Source organism: Hahnella aquatica (SeqCode), assembly GCF_965194505.1.
Classification (GTDB): Bacteria; Pseudomonadota; Gammaproteobacteria; order Burkholderiales; family Burkholderiaceae_A; genus Hahnella; species Hahnella aquatica.
This window is the reverse complement of record NZ_OZ239144.1, coordinates 719,257-744,346: the sequence shown is the minus strand read 5'-3', so window position 1 is coordinate 744,346 and position 25,090 is coordinate 719,257. Positions and strand designations below refer to the sequence as shown.

Annotated in this window: 21 protein-coding genes, 1 tRNA gene and 1 pseudogene; 10 read left to right on the top strand and 13 right to left on the bottom strand. The window is 61.7% G+C overall.

The features are described from left to right. Positions 1-2: 2 nt before the first annotated feature. The gene (locus AC8GDA_RS03870; protein ID WP_506556992.1) at positions 3-2,039 is read left to right on the top strand and encodes a sodium-translocating pyrophosphatase; all 2,037 of its coding nucleotides are present in this window, start codon (positions 3-5) and stop codon (positions 2,037-2,039) included. Here AC8GDA_RS03870 and AC8GDA_RS03865 read toward each other — a convergent pair. From AC8GDA_RS03865 to hemC, 4 genes are read right to left on the bottom strand one after another with little or no spacing between them, the layout of a single operon-like run. After that, on the bottom strand, positions 2,002-3,237 hold the full coding sequence (locus tag AC8GDA_RS03865; RefSeq protein WP_506556991.1) for a heme biosynthesis HemY N-terminal domain-containing protein: 1,236 nt from the start codon (positions 3,235-3,237) through the stop codon (positions 2,002-2,004). The genes AC8GDA_RS03870 and AC8GDA_RS03865 overlap by 38 nt on opposite strands. After that, entirely contained in the window at positions 3,234-3,956 is a 723-nt protein-coding gene (locus tag AC8GDA_RS03860; protein ID WP_506556990.1) for a hypothetical protein, read from the bottom strand. Before AC8GDA_RS03860 ends, AC8GDA_RS03865 begins: the two co-directional genes overlap by 4 nt. Then, positions 3,953-4,723, bottom strand: coding sequence for a uroporphyrinogen-III synthase (locus tag AC8GDA_RS03855; protein WP_506556989.1), 771 nt, complete (start codon positions 4,721-4,723; stop codon positions 3,953-3,955). The genes AC8GDA_RS03860 and AC8GDA_RS03855 overlap by 4 nt, the downstream gene beginning before the upstream one ends. A gap of 13 nt (positions 4,724-4,736) precedes the next feature. Next, positions 4,737-5,648 carry a hydroxymethylbilane synthase gene (gene hemC, locus AC8GDA_RS03850; RefSeq protein ID WP_506556988.1) on the bottom strand — a complete coding sequence of 304 codons (912 nt, stop codon included), beginning with the start codon at positions 5,646-5,648 and terminating at the stop codon, positions 4,737-4,739. A gap of 36 nt (positions 5,649-5,684) precedes the next feature. Between hemC and argH the strand changes: the two genes are divergently transcribed. Beyond that, a complete protein-coding gene (gene argH / locus AC8GDA_RS03845; protein ID WP_506556987.1) occupies positions 5,685-7,082 on the top strand; it encodes an argininosuccinate lyase in 1,398 nt (465 codons plus the stop codon). Between the two features lie 89 nt (positions 7,083-7,171). Here the strand turns inward: argH and lpdA are convergent, their stop codons facing one another. The 3 genes and pseudogenes from lpdA to aceE all read right to left on the bottom strand — a co-directional run bounded on the left by lpdA (position 7,172) and on the right by aceE (position 12,972). Further along, positions 7,172-8,944, bottom strand: coding sequence for a dihydrolipoyl dehydrogenase (gene lpdA, locus AC8GDA_RS03840; protein ID WP_506556986.1), 1,773 nt, complete (start codon positions 8,942-8,944; stop codon positions 7,172-7,174). Between the two features lie 11 nt (positions 8,945-8,955). Beyond that, positions 8,956-10,239, bottom strand: a pseudogene (gene aceF / locus AC8GDA_RS03835) (dihydrolipoyllysine-residue acetyltransferase); the annotation flags it as partial. 27 nt (positions 10,240-10,266) lie between these two features. Continuing rightward, complete coding sequence (gene aceE, locus AC8GDA_RS03830; RefSeq protein ID WP_506556985.1) at positions 10,267-12,972, bottom strand: pyruvate dehydrogenase (acetyl-transferring), homodimeric type; 2,706 nt, start codon at positions 12,970-12,972, stop codon at positions 10,267-10,269. Between the two features lie 131 nt (positions 12,973-13,103). Between aceE and AC8GDA_RS03825 the strand changes: the two genes are divergently transcribed. From AC8GDA_RS03825 to AC8GDA_RS03810, 4 genes are all read left to right on the top strand, one after another. Beyond that, positions 13,104-14,606 carry a PAS domain-containing sensor histidine kinase gene (locus AC8GDA_RS03825; protein WP_506556984.1) on the top strand — a complete coding sequence of 501 codons (1,503 nt, stop codon included), beginning with the start codon at positions 13,104-13,106 and terminating at the stop codon, positions 14,604-14,606. Next, positions 14,603-15,217, top strand: a complete 615-nt coding sequence (locus tag AC8GDA_RS03820) for a response regulator transcription factor (protein WP_506556983.1) — start codon at positions 14,603-14,605, stop codon at positions 15,215-15,217. The genes AC8GDA_RS03825 and AC8GDA_RS03820 overlap by 4 nt, the downstream gene beginning before the upstream one ends. Positions 15,218-15,253: 36 nt before the next feature. Further along, a tRNA-Arg gene (locus AC8GDA_RS03815) sits at positions 15,254-15,330 on the top strand. A 38-nt stretch (positions 15,331-15,368) separates the two neighbouring features. Beyond that, a complete protein-coding gene (locus AC8GDA_RS03810; protein WP_506556982.1) occupies positions 15,369-16,505 on the top strand; it encodes an FAD-dependent monooxygenase in 1,137 nt (378 codons plus the stop codon). On the opposite strand, the gene AC8GDA_RS03805 is transcribed toward AC8GDA_RS03810, so the two are convergent. The 3 genes from AC8GDA_RS03805 to AC8GDA_RS03795 are packed head-to-tail and all read right to left on the bottom strand — an operon-like array spanning position 16,502 to position 18,067. Further along, positions 16,502-16,888 carry a surface-adhesin E family protein gene (locus AC8GDA_RS03805; RefSeq protein WP_506556981.1) on the bottom strand — a complete coding sequence of 129 codons (387 nt, stop codon included), beginning with the start codon at positions 16,886-16,888 and terminating at the stop codon, positions 16,502-16,504. The two genes, AC8GDA_RS03810 and AC8GDA_RS03805, sit on opposite strands and share 4 nt — an antisense overlap. Then, the gene (locus AC8GDA_RS03800; protein WP_506556980.1) at positions 16,885-17,202 is read right to left on the bottom strand and encodes an ArsR/SmtB family transcription factor; all 318 of its coding nucleotides are present in this window, start codon (positions 17,200-17,202) and stop codon (positions 16,885-16,887) included. Before AC8GDA_RS03800 ends, AC8GDA_RS03805 begins: the two co-directional genes overlap by 4 nt. Continuing rightward, positions 17,192-18,067 (bottom strand): MBL fold metallo-hydrolase, encoded by an 876-nt coding sequence (locus AC8GDA_RS03795; protein WP_506556979.1) that lies wholly within the window; start codon positions 18,065-18,067, stop codon positions 17,192-17,194. The genes AC8GDA_RS03800 and AC8GDA_RS03795 overlap by 11 nt, the downstream gene beginning before the upstream one ends. Before the next feature lie 110 nt (positions 18,068-18,177). Here AC8GDA_RS03795 and AC8GDA_RS03790 point away from each other — a divergent pair, with 110 nt between their 5' ends. Genes AC8GDA_RS03790 through AC8GDA_RS03775 form a run of 4 tightly spaced genes read left to right on the top strand, consistent with a single transcriptional unit; the run spans position 18,178 to position 22,479 of the window. Beyond that, the gene (locus tag AC8GDA_RS03790) at positions 18,178-18,612 is read left to right on the top strand and encodes a YeeE/YedE family protein (protein ID WP_506556978.1); all 435 of its coding nucleotides are present in this window, start codon (positions 18,178-18,180) and stop codon (positions 18,610-18,612) included. A 15-nt stretch (positions 18,613-18,627) separates the two neighbouring features. Beyond that, positions 18,628-19,071: a DUF6691 family protein gene (locus AC8GDA_RS03785; protein ID WP_506556977.1), complete on the top strand. Its 444-nt coding sequence runs from the start codon at positions 18,628-18,630 to the stop codon at positions 19,069-19,071. A 1-nt stretch (position 19,072) separates the two neighbouring features. Next, positions 19,073-20,821 carry a SulP family inorganic anion transporter gene (locus AC8GDA_RS03780; protein ID WP_506556976.1) on the top strand — a complete coding sequence of 583 codons (1,749 nt, stop codon included), beginning with the start codon at positions 19,073-19,075 and terminating at the stop codon, positions 20,819-20,821. A gap of 56 nt (positions 20,822-20,877) precedes the next feature. Beyond that, positions 20,878-22,479, top strand: a complete 1,602-nt coding sequence (locus AC8GDA_RS03775) for a peptide chain release factor 3 (protein WP_506557188.1) — start codon at positions 20,878-20,880, stop codon at positions 22,477-22,479. Positions 22,480-22,490: 11 nt separating this feature from the next. Here the strand turns inward: AC8GDA_RS03775 and AC8GDA_RS03770 are convergent, their stop codons facing one another. From AC8GDA_RS03770 to AC8GDA_RS03760, 3 genes are read right to left on the bottom strand one after another with little or no spacing between them, the layout of a single operon-like run. Then, on the bottom strand, positions 22,491-23,027 hold the full coding sequence (locus tag AC8GDA_RS03770) for a ZrgA family zinc uptake protein (RefSeq protein WP_506556975.1): 537 nt from the start codon (positions 23,025-23,027) through the stop codon (positions 22,491-22,493). 36 nt (positions 23,028-23,063) lie between these two features. Then, entirely contained in the window at positions 23,064-23,489 is a 426-nt protein-coding gene (locus AC8GDA_RS03765; RefSeq protein WP_506556974.1) for an OsmC family protein, read from the bottom strand. 14 nt (positions 23,490-23,503) lie between these two features. Next, complete coding sequence (locus AC8GDA_RS03760) at positions 23,504-25,078, bottom strand: cryptochrome/photolyase family protein (protein WP_506556973.1); 1,575 nt, start codon at positions 25,076-25,078, stop codon at positions 23,504-23,506. Positions 25,079-25,090: the final 12 nt, after the last annotated feature.

The window sequence follows — 25,090 nt, the reverse complement described above, 5'->3', positions numbered from 1 at the left end:
TCATGTCGGCTGGTCTTGTACTTGCGCTGGTCTGTGGTGCCTTGGCCATTCTTTACGGCCTCTTGTCGAGTCGTTGGATCCTGGCACAGCCGGCAGGCAACGCCCGCATGCAGGAAATTGCGGCGGCCATTCAGGCAGGCGCCTCGGCCTATCTGGCTCGACAGTACCGAACGATTGCGATCGTCGGCGTGATCATCTTCTTGGTGATCCTCGTCATTCCCGGGCTTGGAGTAGCCACCGCGATTGGCTTTGCCGTGGGCGCCATCCTCTCGGGTGCTGCGGGGTTCATTGGCATGAACATCAACGTGCGGGCCAATGTCCGCACGGCCGAGGCTGCCAAGGGCGGCATCAACCCGGCCCTGGACATCGCATTTCGCGGGGGCGCCATCACGGGCATGTTCGTGGTGGGCCTGGGCCTCATTGGCGTCACCCTCTTCTATGCGGCCATGCGCAGCACAGGTGCAGACATCCACCATGCCCTGCAGCCGCTCATTGGCCTGGCCTTCGGCTCCTCGCTGATCTCCATCTTTGCAAGGCTGGGTGGTGGCATCTTCACCAAAGGTGCAGACGTGGGTGCCGATCTGGTGGGCAAGGTCGAGGCGGGAATCCCTGAGGACGATCCTCGCAACCCGGCCGTCATTGCCGACAACGTGGGCGACAACGTGGGCGACTGCGCTGGTATGGCCGCTGACCTCTTTGAGACCTATGCGGTCACCATCATTGCCACCATGCTGTTGGGTGCCCTCACACTTTCTGCCATGGGCGACATTGCGGCCATCTACCCGCTGGCCCTGGGTGGCGTATCCATCATTGCCTCGATCATTGGCTGTTTCTTTGTCCGCTACTCAGGCAAAGGAAAGATCATGACGGCCCTCTACAAGGGGTTGATCGTGGCAGCCGGCCTCTCCGTGGTGCTGTTTTGGTTTGTGACCGACTGGCTGTTGGGCGATGTGGCCGGTGCCGTGCCGGGATTGTCGGTGGCCAAGCTCTGGGGTGCTGCCGTGGTGGGTATTCTGCTCACGGGTGCGATGGTGATCATCACTGAGTACTACACAGCCACGGAATACGCGCCCGTTCGGCACGTGGCGGCAGCCTCCGAGACAGGCCACGCCACCAACATCATTGCGGGCATTGCGGTGTCCATGCGTTCAACGGCCTGGCCCGTGATGGCTGTGGTCGCAGCCATTCTGGCGGCCTACGCGCTGGCAGGCCTCTATGGCATTGCGGTGGCCGCCACAGCGATGCTCTCCATGGCAGGCATCATCGTGGCCCTCGATGCATACGGCCCCATCACGGACAACGCCGGCGGCATTGCAGAAATGGCGGAACTCCCACCGGAGATTCGTGCGGTAACCGACCCGCTCGATGCCGTGGGCAACACCACCAAGGCCGTCACCAAAGGCTATGCAATTGGCTCGGCCGGACTCGCTGCACTGGTGCTCTTTGCCGATTACACCCACGCCCTGGAGACTGCCGGGCAGGTCGTTCGCTTCGACCTCTCGGATCACATGGTGATCGTGGGCCTATTTATTGGCGGGCTCATCCCGTTCCTCTTTGGGGCCATGGCCATGGAGGCCGTTGGTCGTTGTGCAGCCTCCGTGGTGACCGAGGTTCGCCGCCAGTTCAGGGAGATCCCCGGCATCATGGAAGGCACTGCAAAGCCGGAGTATCACAAGGCCGTTGACATGCTCACTGCCTCGGCCATTCGAGAAATGATTGTTCCCTCGCTGCTGCCGGTGGTGGTGCCCATCGCGGTCGGCCTGATCCTCGGACCCGTGGCCCTGGGTGGCCTGCTGATGGGCACGATTGTGACGGGCCTGTTTGTGGCGATCTCGATGTGCACGGGCGGTGGCGCCTGGGACAATGCCAAGAAATACATTGAGGACGGGCACCATGGGGGCAAGGGCTCAGAGGCCCACAAGGCAGCCATCACCGGTGACACGGTGGGGGACCCTTACAAGGACACTGCGGGGCCGGCCGTCAACCCACTGATCAAGATCATCAATATTGTCGCGCTGCTGATCGTGCCAGTGCTGTAGATCGAATGGAGGCTGCCTGGCGCCAATGGCGCCGTGCAGCCTCTACATCCCCTTGATCGTCGGCCCACTGGGCCGATGCCAGAAGTGCCTCGGTGCTGGCGCGAGCGGCAACCGCCTGCTCCAAGTGCACGCCCGCCTTGCCCATCTGCTGGGCGCGATGATAGAGGCGGCCGAGCGCCAGGTGCATCTCATGACTGGCTGCCTGGTGCCGCGACCACTCTTCCATCTGGGTCAATTGGGCGCCAACATTGTCATCACAGTCTGCATAGATCGGCAAGAGACGGTCGTCCCACTTCTCTCGGAGCGCTGCCTCGATGAGCCGGCGCGCCTCCCCCGGATGCGCGGCCGCGAGAAAGGCACCCGAGACCACCATGGCCACACCCGGCTGATGCAGGTCTTCGCGAGAGAGCAGGTCGGCCACGCGCCTGACGGCGGTGGCATCGGCAGCGGCCTTCTTCAATAAACCTCGAACAGCCATCTCTCGATTGTGATCGGCGACCAGATGCGAAATCGCATGGCGATTTTCCAAAAGCTTGGTGATGCGGATGAGGTCCTCCCACTGCTCGCCCAGCTGATAAGCCCGGGTAAGGAGCCGCATGGTGTGAATCTGTCGCTTCTCGCCCTTGATCAGCCCCTCCAGGCTCTCCAGTGCCTTGGCTGGCTGACGCTCATCGAGGGCAAACTGCGCCTCGGTGAGGGCAAGCAAATGGGGATGGTCGGATTTGCTGAGGTCTTCCGAGGAGAGCTGTGCCAGCCAGCGTTTGCGCAGCAGTGGGTCTCTGAGCTCATGGGCGGCCCGGGCCGCCATGACGGACACCAGCCGAGAGACGGGCCGCTGGGCCTCTTGAAGCTCCCCGAACTGGGCCTGGAAGTCTTCAGCGGATTTCATCACCCGTGCAAAGCGACCCTCATGAAAATCGAGGGCCAGGTCGGCCAGGGCCTTGAGCCGGCGCAGCTCGGCGCGCCTGGCCTGCGCTCGCCGAACGCGGGCCGGGATGTCCATGAGCCAGCCCAGCAAGCGCGTGAGTACCAGGTGGGCAATGAAGAGCGCCGCCAGGGCAAAGAGTGCCGTCGAGAGGCTGAGGTCGAGACGCCATTCAGACCACCAGATCGTGACCGCACCACCATGCGACTGGAGGCCCAGCACCAAGGCCACGCCCACCGCGGCCAAAATGGCATAGATCAGCAGTCGGGTCATGGCAGGCGGCGCAGCTCCGCCTCGACCGTCTCAAGCCGGGCAAGCATGTCGGCCAGCGGAGCAGACTGTGGGTCAAAGAATCGAATCATCAGGTCTCGGGCCACGGAGAGATCTCCCGCTGCGATCTGAAAGTCGAGCACTTGAATCGACAGACGGGCTGAGAGAAGGCGCAGGCGAACCTGCTCGCGGGTCACGGCGTAGAACTCTGCTCGATAAAAGGCATCTGGCGTTTGCGTGGTCTTGCGCAATTGGAATAGCCCCTCCCAGAAGCCCTGGCCCACACTGGCCAGGGGCGCAGCCACCTCCGGCGGAGAGGACAGGGCCACGAGTTGGTCGGTCGCCTGCAGGGCAGCCTCGATGGTGGCCAGCCATGCTGCCTGCTGAGCCGGGCGCTTGGGAAGGCTTGGTTCAAACAAGGGTGCTACAGGCGAGGGTACTGCCGACAGCATCTCGGTTGCACCTGGGGCCGGCGTGCCCTCAGGCGCCGATGATGCGGCCTCGCGCTGCACCCGCTCTGGCTCAAACACCGCCAGCAGGGCGCGAAGATCGGATCGCTGGCCTGCGACAACCCCCACCACAAGCCCCAGCAGGACGCCAACCAAAATGCCAATAAATAACGGTGATCCAGAAGAGGTTGGTGCAGCGGGGCTGGCCGAGGGCAGGATGGGCGGTGCCGAGGACTCAGACGTGTCTGCGGCTTTGTCGGTGTCGGTGATCATGGATTCAGTTTAATCGCTGTTGCCGCATCTGCTTCATTCGGTGAGGCCAGCCGAAGAATCTGCGCACTCGGGCAGGCACTTCGAAGAACAGCCTCTATCGTAGGGTGATGCACGAGCCAGCGTGCCTGATCTGGGGTCAGCCCCTGGCCTGCCAAGTCATCGAGTGCTGCACGCACCTGGCCGGAGCTCGACAGCAATATCCAAAGCGGTCTCTCAAGGTCTGCAAGGCGGATCAGTGGCAGCGGCTCACGCCGGTACAAGGCCCATCGCCAAACACGCCAACCTGCCTGCTCGAGGCCCTGCGCAAGCACAGCTCGATTGTCTGTGGACTCCAGCAGTGCGATGGCCCCAGGCTGCTCGCCGGAGAGCCTCTCCATGAGGGCATGGGCATCGCCCGGACCATCCGGACAGACCACCGGAGCATCGAGCCCCAACTGGCTGAGCACTTGTCTAAGGGCCTGTGCGGAACCCTCGCCCACGGCGGCCCATCGAAGCCGGCCCGCCTGAGCCACCAGCGCCTGGCATGCGAGCGGCTGCTGCTGCAGGGCCTGAGCACTGGCAGGGCTGGTGGCCGCAAGCCACCGGGGTTCATCATCACCAGAGAAAAACGCAGGGCCGCGCTCTGCAGTCCAGGGCTCGAGGACGAGCCGTTGGGCCGGCGAATAGACAAGCCGAGTGCCATCCTCGAGCAAGCACGGCGCGCCTCTTCGGCCAAAGCGGTCATCCGCCTCCCACAACGGTCGGAGCGAGACGAGGGTGCCGGCCATCTGGGCCGTCCTGTCAGCCCTCGAGGGCGGAAAGAATCTCGTCGGCGCCCTGGCTTCGGAGGTCTTGTGACACCGACAGACCCAAGGCCTCGGGGTCGGTGCCATGCCCCTCGGCCTGGCACAAGCGCGAGCCATCTGGCATGCCAATCCGAGCACGCAGCCAGAGCGTCTTGCCATCGGGTTCCGTGACGCAGTAGGCCGCGAGCGGCACCTGGCAACTGCCACCCAGCGCCCTTGACACCGCGCGCTCGGCTCGAACCTCCATGAAAGTCTTGGCATCGGCAAGGGACGACACCAGCGCTGCCGTGGGCGCATCGCCCGCACGAATCTCGATGCCCAATGCGCCCTGCCCAGCCGCCGGCAGCATGACCTCGGGGGGAATGACCTGCCGAATGCGGTTGGCAAGGCCCAGCCGCTTGAGCCCAGCCGCAGCCAGAATAATGGCCTGCATCTCACCGCGATCGAGCTTGGCCAAACGGGTGTCCAGGTTCCCGCGCAACGGCACGATCTTGAGCGAGGGATGCCGGGCCCGAAGCTGAGCCTCACGGCGCAGGCTGGAGGTGCCCACCACCGCACCGGGTGGCAGCTCGTCGAGGCTCGCCACATGGGGGGAGACCAAGGCATCCCGGGGGTCTTCCCGAGCCATGACGGTGGCCAGCTCAAAGCCCTCGGGCAACTCCATGGGAACGTCCTTGAGCGAATGCACTGCCAGGTGGGCGCGGCCCTCTTCGAGCGCGGTCTCCAGTTCCTTGACGAAGAGCCCCTTGCCACCCACCTTGGAGAGCGTTCGATCGAGAATTTGGTCACCCCGCGTGGTCATGCCGAGGATGTTGACGGGCTGGCCGCTGGCCTTGGCCAGCAGGGCCTGAACATGCTCGGCCTGCCACATGGCGAGCCGGCTTTCACGCGATGCAATAATCCACATATTCGGCAGTGTAATGGACAACAGACAGGCGCCCCCATGAGCGGATCACTTCAGAACAAGCATGTCGGCTGGTCGGGCCGCTTCGACGAACCCGTCTCGGAATTGGTTCAGCGTTACACCGCCTCGGTGGGCTTTGACCAACGGCTTGCGCCATTCGATATTCGAGGCTCTTTGGCCCATGCGGAGATGCTGCACGCCGTGGGGCTGCTCTCGCAGGCAGACCTCACTGCAATTGAGTCAGGGCTGGCAACGATTGCCAAAGAGATTGCTGAAGGCCGTTTTGAGTGGTCCGTGGCCTTGGAGGATGTTCACCTCAACATCGAGAAACGCCTGACCGACCTCGTTGGTGATGCAGGCAAGCGGCTGCACACAGCACGGTCTCGAAACGACCAGGTGGCCACAGACATCCGGCTCTGGCTGCGCCAGAGCATCGATGACATTCGCGAGGCGCTTCGCAGCCTGCGCAGCGCCCTCATCGACCAGGCCGAGCAGCACGCGCACACCATCATGCCGGGCTTCACCCATCTTCAGGTGGCACAGCCCATCAGTTTTGGGCATCACATGCTGGCCTATGAGGCCATGTTTGCCCGAGACGACGAGCGGCTTTGCGACGCGAGGTCTCGCCTGAATCGACTTCCCCTGGGTGCGGCCGCACTGGCGGGCACCTCTTACCCCATTGATCGACTGCGGGTGGCGAAGACGCTGGGGTTTGAGGGCGTGTGCGAGAACAGCCTGGATGCCGTGAGCGATCGAGACTTTGCCATTGAGTTCACTGCGGCGGCGGCCCTCATCATGACCCACCTCTCACGACTCTCAGAGGAACTGATTCTCTGGATGACGAGCCGCTATGGCTTCGTGAAACTGCCCGACCGCTTCTGCACGGGCTCGTCGATCATGCCGCAGAAGAAGAACCCCGATGTGCCAGAGTTGGCCCGCGGCAAATCCGGACGGGTCTTTGGCCACCTGATGGGCCTGCTCACCCTGATGAAGGCTCAGCCACTGGCGTACAACAAAGACAATCAGGAAGACAAGGAACCGCTCTTCGACACCGTGGACACCGTGCTCGACACACTGCGCGCCTTTTCAGAGATGATCACGGGCCTGCAGCCCCAGCCCGCGGCCATGCGGGCTGCAGCCATGGAGGGCTACGCCACAGCCACAGACCTGGCCGACTACCTGGTCAAAAAAGGCCTGCCCTTTCGGGATGCGCATGAGGCCGTGGCATTGGCCGTGCGTGAGGCGGCCAACAAGGATTGCGGCCTCGAGAGCCTCTCGTTGGAAGCACTTCAAGGCTTTAGTCCGCTCATCGAGCAGGATGTCTTTGCGGTGCTCACGCTCGAGGGTTCGCTTGCGGCCCGAGATCACCTGGGGGGCACAGCCCCCAATCAGGTGCTGGCCCAAGTCACAAAAAGACGCGCAGCCCTATCGGAATAGATCGGGCTTAGATCCCTGCCGGCCAAATTCCGGGCAAAAAAAAGCCAGCCCGTTTGAAGGGGACTGGCTGCAAGCCGGAGTGAAGTGCCTTAGCGGCGCTTCGCCGGCGGGAGGTCGGTACAAACACCCTCGAAGACCTCGGCTGCCATGCCGATCGTCTCGCCGAGGGTGGGATGCGGGTGAATGGTCTTGGCAATGTCGGTTGGGTCACAGCCCATCTCGACGGCCAGGGCCAACTCACCAATCATGTCGCCCGCGTGGGTGCCCACCATGCCACCACCCACGACCCTATGAGTCTCAGTGTCCACCAAAAGTTTCGTAAATCCCTCATCTCGTCCATTGGCAATCGCTCGGCCGGATGCAGCCCACGGGAATACGGCCTTCTCCACGGACATGCCCTTGGCCTTGGCCTCATCCTCCGTGACGCCCACCCAGGCCACCTCTGGGTCCGTGTAGGCCACCGACGGAATCACGCGGGCATCAAAGAACGACTTCAGACCAGCTGCGGCCTCGGCCGCCACATGGCCCTCGTGGACGGCCTTGTGGGCCAGCATGGGCTGACCCACGATGTCGCCGATGGCGAAAATATGAGGCTGCTGTGTGCGCATCTGGGCATCCACGGCAATGAAGCCCCGCTCATCCACCTGCACGCCAGCGGCTTCTGCACCGATGGCCTTGCCATTGGGCCGACGGCCAACCGCCTGCAGAACAAGGTCGTAGCACTGCGGCTGCGCCGGTGCATCGGGCCCTTCGAACTGGACATGGATGCCATCGGCCTTGGCCTGGGCGCCCACGGTTTTGGTCTTGAGCATGATCCGGTCGAAGCGATGGGCATTGAACTTTTGCCAGACCTTCACCAGGTCTCGGTCGGCCCCCAGCATGAGGCCATCGAGCATCTCGACGACATCCACGCGAGCGCCAAGCGTCGAGTAGACCGTGGCCATCTCCAGGCCGATGATGCCCCCACCGATGACCAGCATGCGCTTGGGCTGGCTGCGCAGGGCCAGCGCCCCGGTGGAGGTCACCACCCGAGGGTCGTCGGGAAGAAACGGGAGCCGAACGGCCTCGGAACCGGCAGCGATGATGGCCTGTTGGAATCGAATGCGGGTGACCTTGCCGTCCGCATCGGTCACGTCCATCTCATGGGTGCCCACAAACCGACCGGCACCCTGCACCACCTGAACCTTGCGGGCCTTGGCCATGCCAGCCAGTCCGCCAGTGAGCTTGCCCACCACCTGTTCTTTCCAACCGCGCAGCTTGTCGAGATCGACCTTCGGTTCACCGAAGGTCACGCCGTGGGCAGCAAACGACTTGGCCTCGTCCATCACGCCGGCCACGTGTAGCAGGGCCTTCGAGGGAATACAGCCCACATTGAGGCAGACGCCGCCCAGGGTGCTGAAGCGCTCCACCAGCACGGTGGAGAGCCCAAGATCCGCTGCACGGAACGCGGCCGAGTAGCCACCGGGGCCCGCCCCCAGCACCAACATCTGAGTCTCAAGGTCGGCCTTGCTCTCAGCCGCTGCCTTGGCCTTGGGAGACGCCGATCGCGTCTCGGCCGAAGACACCACGGCCTCACCGCCGACCGACGTAACCCCCTCGGCCTTGCTCACAGAGGAGACCGTTGTGGCGGCCTCCACCAGGCCCAACAAGCTGCCCTCACCCACCTTGTCCCCCACCTTCACACTCAAACTCAACAACGTCCCACCAAAGGACGCCGGAATCTCCATCGAGGCCTTGTCCGACTCCACCGTGATCACACTCTGCTCAGGCTCCAATACATCCCCAGCCTTCACCAACACCTCAATAACCTCGACCTCCTTGAAATCCCCAATGTCCGGTACCCGCAACTCCATCGTGGCCATGGTCTGTTTCCTTAGAGTGAGACGCGGCGAAAATCACCGAGCATTTGGGCCAGGGCCACATTGAAGCGAGCACCTGCGGCACCATCGATCACGCGATGGTCGTAAGACAGCGAGAGTGGCAGGATCAGTCGAGGCACGAAGGCCTTGCCGTCCCAGACAGGCTTCATCAGGGACTTGGAGACACCAAGAATGGCAACCTCCGGCGCATTGATGAGCGGGGTGAAGTGAGTTCCGCCGATGCCACCGAGGGAGGAAATCGAGAAGCACCCACCCTGCATCTCGGAGGGAGACAACTTTCCATCGCGCGCCTTCTTGGCCAGCTCGGAGGTCTCGGCTGCAATCTCGAGCACGCCCTTCTTGTCGGCGTCGCGAATCACGGGCACGACCAGCCCATTGGGCGTATCGGCTGCAAAGCCAATGTGGAAGTACTGCTTGAGGACCAGGTTGTCGCCGTCGAGGGATGCGTTGAACTCCGGATACTTCTTGAGCGCCGCCACAACCACCTTGATCAGGAATGCGAGCATCGTGATCTTGGTGCCCGACTTCTCGTGTTCCTTGTTGAGGGCGACCCTTAAGGCTTCGAGGTCGGTGATGTCGGCATCCTCGTCGGCCGTGACATGGGGAATCATCACCCAGTTGCGATGCAGGTTGGCTCCGGAAATCTTCTTGATGCGCGACAAGGCCTTGCGCTCCACGGGGCCGAACTTTTCAAAGTCGACCTTCGGCCAAGGCAGCAGATCGAGCCCAACCCCTGCGCCACCACCCACGGACCCAGACGAGGCAACGGTGGCACCAGACATGACGCCCTTCACGAAGCCGCGGACATCGTCGGCCGTGATCCGACCCTTCGGGCCAGAGCCTTGAATGCGGGAGAGGTCGACGCCCAACTCTCGGGCGAACTTTCGGACCGAGGGCGATGCATGCGGCAGTTGTCCGGTGCCCGCCCCGGCAGGCGCCACAGACGCTGGCTTGGCCTCGGGAGACGCCGATCGCGTCTCGGCCGAAGACACCACGGCCTCACCGCCGACCGACGTAACCCCCTCGGCCTTGCTCACAGAGGAGACCGTTGTGGCGGCCTCCACAAGGCCCAACAGGCTGCCCTCACCCACCTTGTCCCCCACCTTCACACTCAAACTCAACAACGTCCCACCAAAGGACGCCGGAATCTCCATCGAAGCCTTGTCCGACTCCACCGTGATCACACTCTGCTCAGGCTCCAATACATCCCCAGCCTTCACTAACACCTCAATAACCTCCACCTCCTTGAAATCCCCAATGTCCGGTACCCGCAACTCCATCGTGGCCATGGTCTGTTTCCTCTCTTAGGCGAATGCAGGGTTGATTCGATCGGCCTGGATGCCCAGGCTCGAGATGGCATCCTGCACCTGCTTGGGCTTGATCTTGCCGTCTTGCATAAGGCTGTACAAAGCAGCCACGGCCACGTAGCGGCGGTCGACCTCGAAGAACTCCCGCAGCTTTGCCCGGCTGTCGGAGCGGCCAAAGCCGTCGGTGCCCAAGACCGTGTAGCGCCGCCCCTCAGGCATGAAGGGACGAATCTGGTCCGCAAAGGTCTTCATGTAGTCGGTGGCGGCCACCACCGGGCCCTCGTGGCCCTGAAGCTGCTGGGTCACAAAGGGCACCCTCGGCGTGTCGGTCGGGTGGAGCAGGTTATGGCGCGCCACATCCAGCCCCTCTCGACGCAGTTCATTGAAACTCGGGCAACTCCAGACATCGGATGCAATGCCGAACTGCTCCGCAAGAATGCGGGCGCCCGCCTGCACCTCGCGCAGAATCGTACCGCTGCCCAGCAGTTGAACCCGGAGCTTGGCCTTGGCCTCGCCCACCTGCTCCAGCAGGTACATGCCCTTGAGAATCTCTTGCTCCGTGCCCTTGCGCAGGCCCGGGTGCGCATAGTTCTCATTCATGAGGGTGATGTAGAAGAAGACATCCTCCTGGTTCTGAACCATGCGCTCCAGACCGTTGTGCAGAATCACTGCCACCTCATGGGAAAAGGTTGGATCGTATGAGACGCAATTCGGAATGGCCGATGCAAAGATCTGACTGTGCCCATCCTCGTGCTGGAGGCCCTCGCCATTGAGGGTGGTGCGGCCAGCCGTGCCTCCAAGCAGAAACCCTCTTGCTCGCATGTCGCCGGCAGCCCAGGCCAAGTCACCCACCCGCTGCAGGCCAAACATGGAGTAATAAATGAAGAAGGGAATCATGATGCGGTTGTTGGTGGAGTACGACGTGGCCGCCGCAATCCAGGAACTCATGCCACCGGCCTCATTGATGCCCTCTTGCAGAATCTGGCCCTTGATGTCTTCGCGGTAGTACATGACCTGGTCGCGGTCGACCGGCTCGTACTTCTGCCCTTCGATTGAATAGATGCCAATCTGGCGAAAGAGCCCTTCCATGCCAAAGGTGCGGGCCTCATCGACCAGAATCGGCACGATCCTCGGGCCCAGGCTCTTGTCGCGCAGGAGTTGCGTGAGGCATCGCACATAGGCCTGGGTGGTCGAAATTTCCCGGCCCTCGGCCGTGGCCTCGAGCACCGGGGCAAAGACATCCAGCCCAGGCACCTTGAGCGACTCATCGGCCTTTATACGACGGTGCGGCAGCGGGCCGCCCAGAGCCTCGCGGCGCTCCTTCATGTAGCGCATCTCGGGCGAATCATCAGAAGGCTTGAGCAACGGCACCTCGGGCAGCTGCTCATCTGAGATCGGAATGCCGAAGCGGTCGCGGAACTCCCGAATCGACTGGTCATCGAGCTTCTTGGTTTGGTGGGCGGTGTTGCGGCCCTCCATCACCTTGCCCATGCCAAAGCCCTTGATGGTCTTGACGAGAATGACCGTGGGCTGACCCTTGTGCCGCACGGCTGCGGAGAAGGCCGAATAGATCTTGTGTGGGTCGTGGCCGCCACGGTTCAGACGCCAGATGTCATCGTCGGACATCTTGGAGACCATTTCGAGCAGTTTGGGATGTTTACCAAAGAAATGCTTGCGCACGTAAGCACCATCGTTGGCCTTGTAGTTCTGATACTCGCCATCGACGGTGTCCATCATGACCTTCTTGAGGATGCCGTCGTGATCGACCGCCAGGAGGGGATCCCAATAGCCGCCCCAGATGACCTTGATCACATTCCAGCCGGCCCCACGGAAATCGCTCTCGAGTTCCTGAATGATCTTGCCGTTGCCACGAACGGGGCCATCGAGCCTCTGCAGGTTGCAGTTGACCACGAAGATGAGGTTGTCGAGCTGCTCCCGGGCGGCCAGACCAATGGCGCCCATCGACTCTGGCTCATCCATCTCGCCGTCGCCACAGAAGGCCCAGACCTTGCGCTCGGCTGTGTCGGACAGATCGCGCGCATGGAGATACTTCAGAAAGCGTGCCTGGTAGATGGCCATGATCGGACCCAGGCCCATCGAGACGGTGGGGAACTGCCAGAACTCCGGCATGAGCTTGGGGTGTGGATAGCTCGAGAGCCCCCCACCATCGACCTCACGACGAAAACGATTGAGCTGGTCCTCGGTGAGGCGCCCCTCGAGGAAGGCCCTGGCATAGATGCCGGGGGAGGAGTGACCTTGGATGAATAGGAGGTCCTGGCCCTTGGGATGATGAGGGCCTTTCCAGAAATGATTGAAACCGATGCCCAGCATATTGGCCAGTGAGGCAAAGCTCGAGATGTGGCCGCCGAGGTCGCCATCGGCGCGATTGGCCCGCACCACCATGGCCATGGCATTCCACCGCATCCATGAGCGCAGGCGCTCCTCGTGCTCCAGGTTGCCTGGGCAGTGTTCTTCCATGGCCGTTGGAATGGTGTTGACATAGGCAGTCGCGCCTGAGAAGGGCACCAGCCCGCCGGATCGGCGTGTCTTGTCGATCAGGGCCTCCAACAAGAACTGCGCCCGATCAGGCCCCTCGGCCTGGATCACGGCCTCGAGGGCGGCGAGCCATTCCTGCGTCTCTTGAGGGTCGGTGTCGGCTGTGGTGTTGATCAGTTGGCTGACATGCGGGGGCAGCGTGGACATGGCAATCGACTCCTTGACGTAGACAACGCATTCTTGACCCACTCGCAGCGGTTTGCAATGGATTTTCCGCTATGCGGCATAGCATTTCGTATTAAGAAATTAGGGCCGGCTTGGCCTCGTACACTAAAGACATGTTCAAGCGTCGAACCAGCACCCAGGAGGAACTCTCTCGGGAAATTGCCTTTCGCCGGGCGATGGAGAACTCCATGCCCACGGGCATGCGGGTGATCGACATGACCGGCCGCATCAGCTACGTGAACCCTGCCTTTTGCCGAATCGTGGGCCTGACCCAGGACGAGCTTCTTGGGCAGGTGCCGCCTTACAGCTACTGGCCACCCGAGGAAACAGAGCTCCACCGGCTCAACATCAAGAAGCTGCTGGCCGGCGAGATTGCCGGCCTCAACAGTCAGATCAACGTCATGCACCGAGACGGCACGCGGCTCATCTGCCGCATGTACACCTCTCCCCTGCAGGACGCGGCGGGCAACCAGGTGGGCTGGATGAGCTCCATCACGGACATCACAGAGCCAAGCCGCATTCGCGCCGAGTTGGCCCTGGCCCAGGAGCGGTTCATCACGGTGCTGCAGTCCCTGGATGCGGCGGTGTCCGTGGCAGCGGCTGAGCCCTCCGAAGAACTCCTCTTTGCCAATGAGGCTTACCGCAAGTGGTTTGGCGACGAGCTCGGAACCGGGCACCGGCCCTTTACCCGAGCCTCCCGCTCGCCCTGGGCCGACAGTCGGGAGCTCTTCAATGCGATCGTGCAGCGTTGGTTCGACGTGCGGGTTCGCAGCATCCAGTGGGTGGATGGGCGCGTGGTGCAGATGGTGGTCGCCACCGACATCACGCAGCGTCGACTGGCCGAGGAGAACCAACGGCTGCAGTACCAGCGCATCCAGCAGACATCGCGCCTGATCAACATGGGCGAGATGGCCTCCTCGCTGGCCCACGAGCTCAACCAGCCCCTCACCGCCATTGCGAACTACACCATGGGTGCCTCGGCCCGCATTCGTGCTGCGCAGTCTCGTGGGGAGGTCCTGAGCCCGGATGAGCTCATGGAGATGCTCTCCAAGACCGCCCAGCAGGCCGAGCGGGCCGGCAAGGTCATTCGGCGAATACGTGGCTTCGTCAAGCGCAGCGACCCCATTCGGAAGCTCGTCGATCCCTCCGCCATTCTGACCGAGGCACTGGGCTTGGCGGAGATTGATGCGCGCGGCCTTGGCGTAGAGATTCAACAACATGTCTCGCAAGACCTGCCGCAGATTTATGTCGATCCCATTCTCATTGAGCAGGTGCTGATCAACCTGCTCAAGAACGGGGTTGAATCCATGCGTGACACCGACGAGCGCCTTCTCGAGGTGACTGTGGAGCAGACGGGCAGCATGATTGTCTTCGTGGTGACAGACCGAGGCTCCGGCGTGGCCGATGAAATTCGGGAGCGCCTCTTCGATTCCTTTTACACCACCAAGACTGAAGGCATGGGCATGGGCTTGAACATCTGCCGGTCTATCATTGAGGGGCACCGCGGCCGACTCTGGTTTGAAGATCGGCCCGACGGTGGGAGTCGGTTTTGTTTTTCAATTCCCCTCGACGTGGCCCAGGCCCTCGACGAGTCGGACCAGGAGGAACTGGAATGAATGAGTTGGTCTACGTGGTCGACGACGATGAAGCCGTGCGAGATTCGCTGCGCTGGCTTCTGGAGGGGCATGGCTTTCGGGTGACCAGCTTTGAGTCTGGCGAGCGTGTGCTCGACCACCTGAGCAAGGGCCACAGCAGCCAGCGTGCGGTCATGATCGTGGACGTACGCATGCCCGGCATGACCGGCACCGAGCTCCACGAGGCCCTCCTCAAGAAGGGCCTTCACCTGCCCATCATCTTCATCACCGGTCACGGCAATGTGCCCATGGCCGTCGACAGCATGAAGAAGGGCGCCATGGACTTCCTGGAAAAGCCCTTCAATGATGAGCAGCTCTGTGCCCTGGTGGCCAAGGCCTTCGAGCGGCTCAAGGACTCGGGTGAGCGGGAGGACGAGGCCCGTCGTGCCAAGGAACTGCTCGAGCGGCTCACCCCCCGAGAGGCCCAGGTGCTCGATCGAATTGTGGCTGGCCGTCTCAACAAGCAGATCGCAGACGACCTCAACATCAGCATCAAAACGGTGGAGGCCCACCGGGCCAACATCATGGACAAGATCGAGGCCCGCACGATGGCAGACCTCATGAAGACGGCCCTTCAGGCGCAGGCCTCTTGATCCGAGTGCTATACTCTCGCTCTTGTTTTGACGCGTGCGGCTGTAGCTCAGTTGGATAGAGTACCTGGCTACGAACCAGGGGGTCGTGGGTTCGAATCCTGCCAGCCGCGCCACTCCTGCCCCAGTTAATGCGTTCAAACGGGTGTCAGGTTTGACCACTCCCATTCAAATTGTTGGTGCCGGCATTGCCGGCCTGGCCTGTGCCATTGCATGTCGGCAGCTGGGCCTGCCGGTGGCTGTCTTCGAGCAGGCCGATGGGCCGCGACCCGAGGGTGCCGGCATCCAATTGAGCCCCAATGCTGTCCGGATTCTCAATAACCTCGGGCTCGCGGCAGGCTTACAGGACCTCGCTGTGGCGCCCAGGGCTATTCGCCTTCGAGACCTGCGCACGGGAGCCAGTCTGGCATGCCTTCCGGCCGGGCCAGACTTCGTCTCACGTTTTGGTCAGCCCACGCTCACCATTCGCCGAGCCGACCTTCAGGCCGTGCTGCTCGATCGGGCCAAGGCCTTGAACATCCCAGTTGTTTGGGACCAGCACATACGGGCCGATGCGGTCATCCACACGTCAGCCACAGGTGCCTGGGTTGGCGCTGACGGGCTCTGGAGTCAGTTGCGATCGGCCGTGCCAGAGGCGCAGGCCCCACGGGCGACGGGTCAGGCAGCCATTCGTGGCCTGCTGCACATCTGCCCCAACCCCAGGTCTGAAATGGGCCGCGAGATCACCGTCTGGTGTGGGCAAGGCGCCCACCTCGTCGGCTACCCGCTGGGCCGACATGAATCGTATGGTTTCGTATTGATTCACCCCGAACTACCCAACATGGCGCAGGGCTGGTCGAGTGCCGTCACACCGACCGCACTGGCCTCTATTTTCTCAGCCTGCCACGGCATGCTGAGAGACATTCTCTGCTCCGTTGACGACTGGCGCGGATGGGCGCTTCATGCCACACCACCCCTGCCGGGCCCAGAGGTCCTGCATCACGGCAGGCTGGCCCTCATTGGGGATGCCGGCCACGCCATGCGGCCTCACTTGGCGCAAGGTGCTGCCATGGGGCTCGAGGATGCATGGACGCTTGCACAGTGCCTACATGATGCAGGGCCCAGCCGACTGGAGTTGGCCATGGCCCGATACGGCACCGCTCGTTGGCAACGGGTTCGACTAGTGCAACTGCGTGCCGGGCGCAGCGGAAGGATCTTTCAACTCGGCGGGCCGATGGGCCTGGCGCGAAACATGGCCTTGCGTCTCATGGGCCCACGGCTCATGGACCAGGCCTGGCTGTGGGCCGACTAGTTGAGTTTTCGGCAGACGTGGGTCTGAAGGTGTGACATCAGGCCGTTGGGGGCAGCGGAAAGCCATTTGGTAAAAGTGTCGTCGAAGAACAGTATCTTCCCGTTGCCCATGGGTTCCTTGAAAGCCCGCTCGCTCAGATAGCGGTATCGGCTATTGGTGCAGTCGAACTGGACCAAGAATCGGTAGGACAAGGCCTCTTTTTCATCGGGGGCCGACAAATTCTTCACGATCCAAAAGGTGCGCAGGCCGCCCTCTCGCTTGAGAAATGGCTCCTCATAGAACCACGTATGGTTCTCGCCTACGGCGTACTGGACCCAATCGGCCGCGGCCGGCCCGCTTGCCAGCATGAGTGCAATCAGCCAGTTCCAACGAATGCTCTTCATGGTGCTCCTCGACAAAAGGCGGCCTCTAGCGCGCGTAAAAGGCCGAGAACGCGAGTATCGGTGATTCTGTAGAACACGAATTTTCCCTCACGACGCGGCTGAATCAAGCCCTCGGCCCGCAGCACCCCAAGCTGCTGAGAGAGACTGGGCTGCTGAATGCCCGTGAGCTGCTCGAGCTCCCCCACGGAACGCTCGCCCTCCGTTAGCTGACACAACAAGACCAGTCGGTCTTGATTGGCCATGGACTTCAGAAAGGCAGCCGCAAATCCAGCGGACTGCCGGATGGACTGGATGTCGAGGGTTTCAGAGGGCATTGATCGGAATCTTCACATAGGCCGTCCCATTGGACTCTTTCGGCGGCAGATTCCCGGCACGGATGTTGATCTGAACCGCCGGCAAAATCAGCACTGGCATCTCGAGGGTTGCATCGCGCTTTTTACGCATCTCAACGAACTGCGCCTTGCTGATGCCTTCGTGCACATGGATGTTCTTGGCCCGCTCCTCGGCCACGGTCGTCTGAAAGGCGATCGGGCGGTCGTTGGGTGGATAGTCGTGGCATACAAAGAGACGTGTCTCCGGCGGCAGGCTCAAGAGCTTTGATACGGAATCATAGAGGGTCTCTGCGTCGCCGCCGGGGAAGTCGCAGCGAGCCGTTCCCACATCAGGCATGAACAAGGTATCGCCCACAAAGACGGCGTCTCCAACCTGGTAGGCCACGCAGGCGGGTGTGTGGCCGGGAACGGACATCACCCGAGCAATTAACTCTCCGATCTTGAAGACTTCCTCGTTCTTGAGCAGCACATTGAACTGCGAGCCATCCGTTTGGAACTCAGGCTCCAGGTTGAAAATGCCCTTGAACATCTTCTGCACGTTGGTGATCTGGCTGCCGATGCCAATCTTGCCTCCCAGCGTCTGCCTGAGATAAGGAGCTGCGCTCAGGTGGTCTGCATGGGCATGGGTCTCCAGAATCCATTCCACCTCGAGTGCGTTGGCTCTGACGTACTCAATGACCTTATCTGCTGATTCGGTCTTGGTGCGCCCCGACTTGGGGTCGTAGTCAAGAACCGAGTCGATGATCGCGGCAGGGGTTCCGCGGCCAGCATGAACGACATAGGTGACCGTCCAGGTTGCGGGATCGAAGATGCCATGCACGTGCGGGCTTTGCGAGGTGCTGCTCATGACTTGCTCCTTTTGATTTAAGGCGTATATAGTTTATTGACAAATATATTATATATCAATAGAATGATCTCAAATGTCCCAAACATCCAAATTCAACAAAGGAGCAAGACATGACGATTGACTGGATTCACTTCACCCCCTGGACATCCCTGGCCGGTGGAATCCTGCTGGGCATTGCATCCGCAGCGCTCATTCTGGCGAGCGGTCGCGTGCTGGGCATCAGCGGCATCCTGGGCGGACTGCTCGCCCCCAAACACGGCGATACCAGTTGGCGGGTGTCCCTCCTGCTTGGAATGCTCCTGGCACCCGTCACGCTGGGTCTCATTGCACCCGATCTCGTGAGCACGACGCGCATTGAGGCTGGTGGCGCCGCCATCGTGGCTGCAGGCCTCTTGGTGGGCCTGGGTACACGGTACGGTGCAGGCTGCACCAGCGGCCACGGCGTCTGCGGCCTATCGAGGCTCTCGCCGCGTTCGCTCGTGGCCACACTGGCCTTCATGGCCGCCGGCTTTGCCACCGTCTACGTCGCACGCCACATCCTCTAACCTCCGGGAGACTCTATGAACCGCGCCATTGAATTTTTCATCGGCCTTCTTTTCGGCTGGGGGCTTCTGATTTCCGGCATGACAGACCCTGCAAAGGTCATCGGATTTCTCGATCTGGCAGGCACCTGGGATCCGTCGCTCGCATTTGTGATGGGCGGCGCCATTCTGGTGGGTTTGTTCGGCTTTGCCGCAGCCAAGAAACGCACACAAAGCCTGCTGGGGGCGCCAATGCAACTGCCGTCCTCGCGTGACATTGATCGCCGCCTGGTGCTGGGCTCCCTCACCTTTGGCGCGGGCTGGGGCATTGCCGGCTTTTGCCCGGGCCCCGGCATTGTCTCGATGGGCGCCGGCGAATCCAAGGCTGCACTGTTCGTGTTGTCCATGGTGGCCGGCATGTTGGTATTCGAACTTCTAAACCGTCGACCCAAAGCACCCACCCCGACTGGCGCCGAAGCATGACATGGGCCTTGGGCCGACGCGATCGCCGATGATCGAGTGGGCACGCGGCTACGACCGCACCACCTTGTCGAGTGACCTCACGGCGGCGATCATCGTCACGGTCATGCTGATTCCACAGAGTCTCGCCTATGCCGCATTGGCTGGCCTGCCACCCCAGGTCGGCCTGTACGCCAGCATTGCCCCGCTCCTGCTCTATGCCGTGTTCGGCAGCAGCCGCGTGCTGGCCGTGGGGCCCGTGGCGGTGGTCTCACTCATGACGGCGACCGCCATCGGCGACCTGGCGCAGACCGGCACGGAGGCCTACTGGACGATGGCCATCACGCTGGCCTTTATGTCGGGTTTGATGCTGCTGCTCATGGGCATCCTGCGGCTCGGCTTCTTGGCAAACTTCCTGAGCCATCCGGTCATCTCGGGCTTTATCACCGCCTCGGCCCTCCTCATTGCGGCCGGCCAACTCAAGGTCATTCTTGGCCTCACCGTGGAGGGCAATCACTTCACGGAACTGGCCATCGGGCTGCTCCAACAAGCATCAGAGGCACACCTGCTGTCTGCGGCCATCGGTGTGGCCACGATTGCCTTTCTCATCTGGGCGCGGCGCGGCGCCAAGCCATTGCTGCAACGCCTTGGCCTGGGGCCAAGGCTTTCAGATGGCCTTTCAAAGGCCGCCCCCGTGGCCAGCATCGCAGCAATGGCCTTTTTCACATGGGTCAATCAATGGCAAGCCCAGGGTGTCCGAATCGTCGGCGCCGTGCCGCAGGGCCTGCCGCCCTTCACTCTGCCGTCGCTCGACTGGTCGATCTGGCAACAACTTGCGCTTCCCGCCTTGCTCATCAGCGTGGTGGGCTTCGTGGAGTCGGTGTCAGTGGGACAGACCTTGGCAGCCAAGCGCCGTCAGCGTGTTGTGCCCAACAGAGAACTGGTTGCATTGGGTGCGAGCAACCTTGGGGCTGGCGTGACTGGCGGATTCCCCGTCACAGGGGGGTTCGCGCGCTCCGTGGTGAACTTTGAGGCAGGGGCGCAGACCCCGGCCGCCGGCATTTTCACAGCCATGGGCATCTTGCTGGTCACCTTGCTGCTCACACCCGCCCTCTATTACGTGCCACAGGCAGTGCTCTCTGCCACCATCGTGGTTGCTGTGCTGTCCTTGGTAGACCTGCGAACATTGCACACCACATGGGCCTACTCTCGCGCAGACTTCTCAGCTGTCGTCTTCACGATCTTCACGACCCTGGCCGGCGGGGTGGAGGCAGGCTTGATGGCCGGCGTCCTGCTGTCACTGCTCCTTCACCTCTACAAGACAAGCCGACCGCACATTGCCGAGGTGGGTCTGGTTCTAGGAACGGAGCATTTTCGAAATGTCTTGCGTCACCAAGTGCACACAAGCCCGTACCTCACGAGCCTGCGGGTCGATGAGAGCCTGTATTTTGCGAATGCCCGAATACTGGAAGACAAAATCAATGCAGTGGTCGCAGAACGCCCTCTGCTCAAAGACCTGGTCTTGCAGTGTTCAGCCATCAACGACATCGACGCCAGCGCACTCGAGAGCCTCGAGGCAATCGACCAGCGGCTGCGCGAGGCAGGCATAAGGCTTCACCTCAGCGAGATCAAGGGCCCGGTCATGGACAGACTCCAGCGCACTGGTTTCCTCGGCCATCTGAGTGGCCAGGTGTATCTCACCCACTATCAGGCCGTTGCCGCTCTGGCTCCAGACATCCTGGCTCTCTCCAAGAGCGGCACGGCCAACAGCTAGGCGCATGCGCCAAATACATTTGGCGACGGATGCGGCAAACTGTCGCCATGTCTCAAATGCCATTGCCCCAAGAAATTCGCCGCCGCCGCACCTTTGCCATCATCTCTCACCCAGACGCCGGCAAGACCACACTCACTGAGAAACTCCTGCTCTACGCAGGTGCCATTCACATCGCCGGCAGCGTCAAGGCCCGTAAGGCCTCCCGACACGCCACCTCCGACTGGATGGAGATCGAGAAACAGCGTGGCATTTCGGTTGCGAGCTCGGTCATGCAGATGGAGTACCGGGATCACGTCATCAACCTGCTCGACACACCGGGGCACAGAGACTTCTCCGAGGACACCTATCGGGTGCTCACGGCCGTGGACGCAGCCCTGATGGTCATCGATGCGGCCAATGGTGTGGAAGAGCAAACCCTTCGCCTTCTGCAGGTCTGCCGGGCTCGAAATACACCCATCCTGACCTTCGTCAACAAAATGGACCGAGAGGTGCGCGAGCCCATTGCGCTGATGGATGAGCTTGAGCAAACCCTGGGGATGGCCGTGGTTCCCTTCACATGGCCCGTGGGCATGGGCAAACGCTTTCACGGTGTCATGGACCTCCGGGCAGACCAGATGCGGGTCTTTCAGGCGGGGGAAGACCGCGCACGCGAGATCGACGATGTGATCGATGGCCTGCACAACCCCGCGCTGCTCGAGCGCTTCGGGGCGGAGTATCGTCAGGCCCGCGAGGAGATCGACCTGGTGCAGGGTGCATCCGCGCCCTTTGATCAGGCCGCATTCCTTGCAGGAAAGCAGACGCCTGTCTTCTTTGGGTCCGCGGTGAACAACTTTGGGGTGCGCGAGATCCTCGATGCCCTGGTCGAACTGGCACCTGCCCCCCAGCCACGGGTGACGCTTCAGCGACCCGTTGAGGCCGACGAGCCCAAGTTCAGCGGCGTGGTGTTCAAGATCCAGGCCAACATGGATCCCGCGCACCGCGACCGCATTGCGTTTCTGCGCATCTGCTCGGGGCGCTTCGAGCGTGGCATGCCGCTCAAGGTGTGTCGAAACAACAAGGAAATTCGCCCACGCACTGTGGTCTCCTTCCTGTCCCAGCGCCGCGACCTGCTGGAGGAAGCCTATTCGGGCGACATCATCGGAATTCCCAACCACGGCCTTTTGCAGCTGGGCGACACACTCACCGAGGGTGAATCACTTCAGTTCACGGGGCTGCCCTTCTTCGCCCCCGAACTCTTCCGAGTGGTGGAGGTGGCCGACCCCATGCGCAGCAAGCAACTGCGGGCGGGTCTCACCCAACTCGGTGAGGAGGGCGCCATTCAGGTCTTTCAGCCGCACGACGGCGGCCAGCTGCTCCTCGGAGCTGTGGGCATGCTGCAGTTCGAGGTGGTGGCCCACCGCCTGAAGACGGAATACAACGTCGAGGCTCGCATGATGGGCTCAAAGTTCGCGCTCGCCCGATGGGTCACGGCCGACGATGAGCGCGCCCTCAAGGGATTCATTGAATCCAACGCCCATCGAATCGCCTACGATGCCGTGGGCGCCCCAACCTTTTTGGCCGCCTACCAGTCAGAGATCAGCGTGGCCCAAGAGCATTGGAAGGACATCCGATTCCACAGCATGCGCGAGCATGCAGGCCTGGTCTTTCAGAACCAGTAGGCTCCAGCCCCTTAGCGCAAGGGAATGTTTGTTGATGTCGGGGTTCGTCGAACCGAGGACTGACGGCCATCGACCACGAGGCTCACCTCGAGCTGCTTGAGCCGCTTGTGGCTGGCGAAAACGGGCAGACCAAGGCTCGTGAGTTGATCAGGCTTGGCACAGCTCCATTCAAACGAATAAGCCAGCTCACTGTGGCCACCCTTGACTACGCCGGTGAACATCGACGATTCCGCAACCACTGAAGTGGGCTGACAGCCCGCAGCAGTGGGCGGCGCCACCAGGTTGCTCGGGTCCTCGAGGCGCTTGCGCAGGTCGGCCACCTGTGCGCGTTGGGCATCTGTCTTGGGCGCATGCTCAAAGCCAAGCAGGCTCTCCATGGGCACGCGAAGCATGCCCTGGATGCGTCCTTTTTCGATCGACAGCTCGAGCTCCCCTTGGCCATGAGCATGGGCGTGATGGTGGGCATTTGGCTTGCTCTGGGCAGCCGCGACTGAGACAACCAGGCCGAGCATGAGGCCCAATGTGCACTGAAGTGATCTAGATTGCATGGAAGTACTCCTCTCCATTTCAAGCTAGCACAGCTGTCAAGGGGTCTCGTACAGCTCGTAGGCGTGGGTAATCTCGGCCGTGGCGCCAAGCATCTTGGTGGCCGAGCAGTACTTGCTGTGCGAGAGGGAAATGGCGCGCTCCACCAGGTTGGCCTTGAGGTCTTTGCCGGTGATTCGAAACAAGAGGTGAATCTTGGTGAAGACCTTTGGATCGGTCTCGGCCCGTTCAGAGGTGGTGATCACCTCACAGCCCACCATGTGCAGGCCGCTCTTGCGCAGGATGAGCACGACATCGTAGGCCGTGCAGGCGGCTGCACCCGACAAAACGGTCTCCATGGGCCGAGGGCCAAGGTTTCGTCCCCCGCCCTCGGGCGCGCCGTCCATCACGAAGCTATGCCCCGAGCCTGTCTCGGCAATGAAGCTCATGGTGTCGCCGCCAGCCCAACGAATGGTGCAGTTCAATGGAATCTCCTTGGTCAGTGAGGTGAGTATGACAAAGACCGGCAGGCCTTGCGATGCTGATCCGCCTTGGTCTGAATCTCGCTTCGCCGCTCCTCAGAGAGCCGGTCTAGATTCTTGAGTTGCATGACCATGCGCTGATTTCTGCGCAACGCCTCCTGGTGCCGAAGGAGAAAATCCCAGTACAGGGTGGTGAAAGGGCAGGCCCGGTCACCCACGGACTCATCGGGCCGAAATCGGCAGGAGCCACAGTAATTGCTCATTCGAGAGATGTACTTTCCAGTGGCCACATAGGGCTTGCTGGCCATCAGCCCACCATCGGCGTACTGGCTCATGCCCACAACATTCGGCAGCTCAACCCACTCCACAGCATCGACGTACACACTCAGGTACCAGGCATGCACCTGCCTGGGGTCTACACCGAACATGAGCGTGTAGAGGCCCGTCACCATCAGCCGTTGAATGTGATGGGCATAGCCGGTTTCCAGCGTTTGAGAGATCGCCTGAGACAGGCAATTCATCTCGGTCTCTCCCGTCCAGAAGAAATCTGGCAATGGATGCACTGCAGCCAAGGCATTCATCTCGGCATAGTCGGGCATCTGCGTCCAGTAAATGCCACGGACATACTCGCGCCAGCCCAAGACCTGACGAATAAAGCCTTCGGCCGACTCAATCGGAACATCACCCCTGCGCCAGGCCTGCTCCACCGCCGAGACCACCTCCCGTGCCGAGAGAAGCTTGAGATTCAAGGCACTGGCGATATGGGAGTGGAAAAGCCACGGCTCATCGGTCCACATGGCATCTTGATAAAGGCCGAACTGCAGCAGCCGGTGCGCAATGAAATCTGACAACAGGGCCAGCGCTTCTTGCCTTGTCACTGGCCATCCAAACCCTTGCGCGCTGGGTGCCACAGTGCCGGGATGCCCCGCCAAGGCAGCATTGACCCAGGCAATCACGCTGCAAGTGACCTCGTCTGGCTCGAATCTCAGTGGAGGCCGCTGCTCCGGTGGCCCGGACTTCGGGAAGGACGCCCGGTTCTCATGATCGAAGTTCCATTTCCCGCCGGCGGGCTCATCTCCATCCATCAAAACGCCATGCCGCTGCCGAGACTCGCGGTACCAATACTCCAGGCGAAGTTGCTTGCGCCCTTTGGCATGGGCTCGGAAGTCGGCCACAGTCGAGAAGAAATGGGCATCCTCATGAATCTGCAGGGGTACACCACAGGCCTGGCAGGCCGACCGGATCGATGCCAAGACCCGCCAGTCGCCTGGCGCTGTCATGACCACCTGATCGGGCTTGTACGCCCCAATGGCCGCCTCGAGTTCCGCGGCGAGCGACTGCCGGTTATCGGGATCATCAATCTGTCGGTAGGACACCGTCAGGCCCTTGCTGCGGAGTGTTTGGGCGAAATGCCTCATGGCGGAGAGAAAAAGCGCCACACGCTGCTTGGAGCACCAGACGTGGGTGGACTCCTCCATGACCTCCGCCATCCAGACGACATCACGCTGCGGATCAAGCGAGGCGAGCACCGGGGCGGCCTCGTCCAACTGATCACCGAGGATGAGCAAGAGGTTTTTAATCGGATGGCCCATGACGAGCCATTA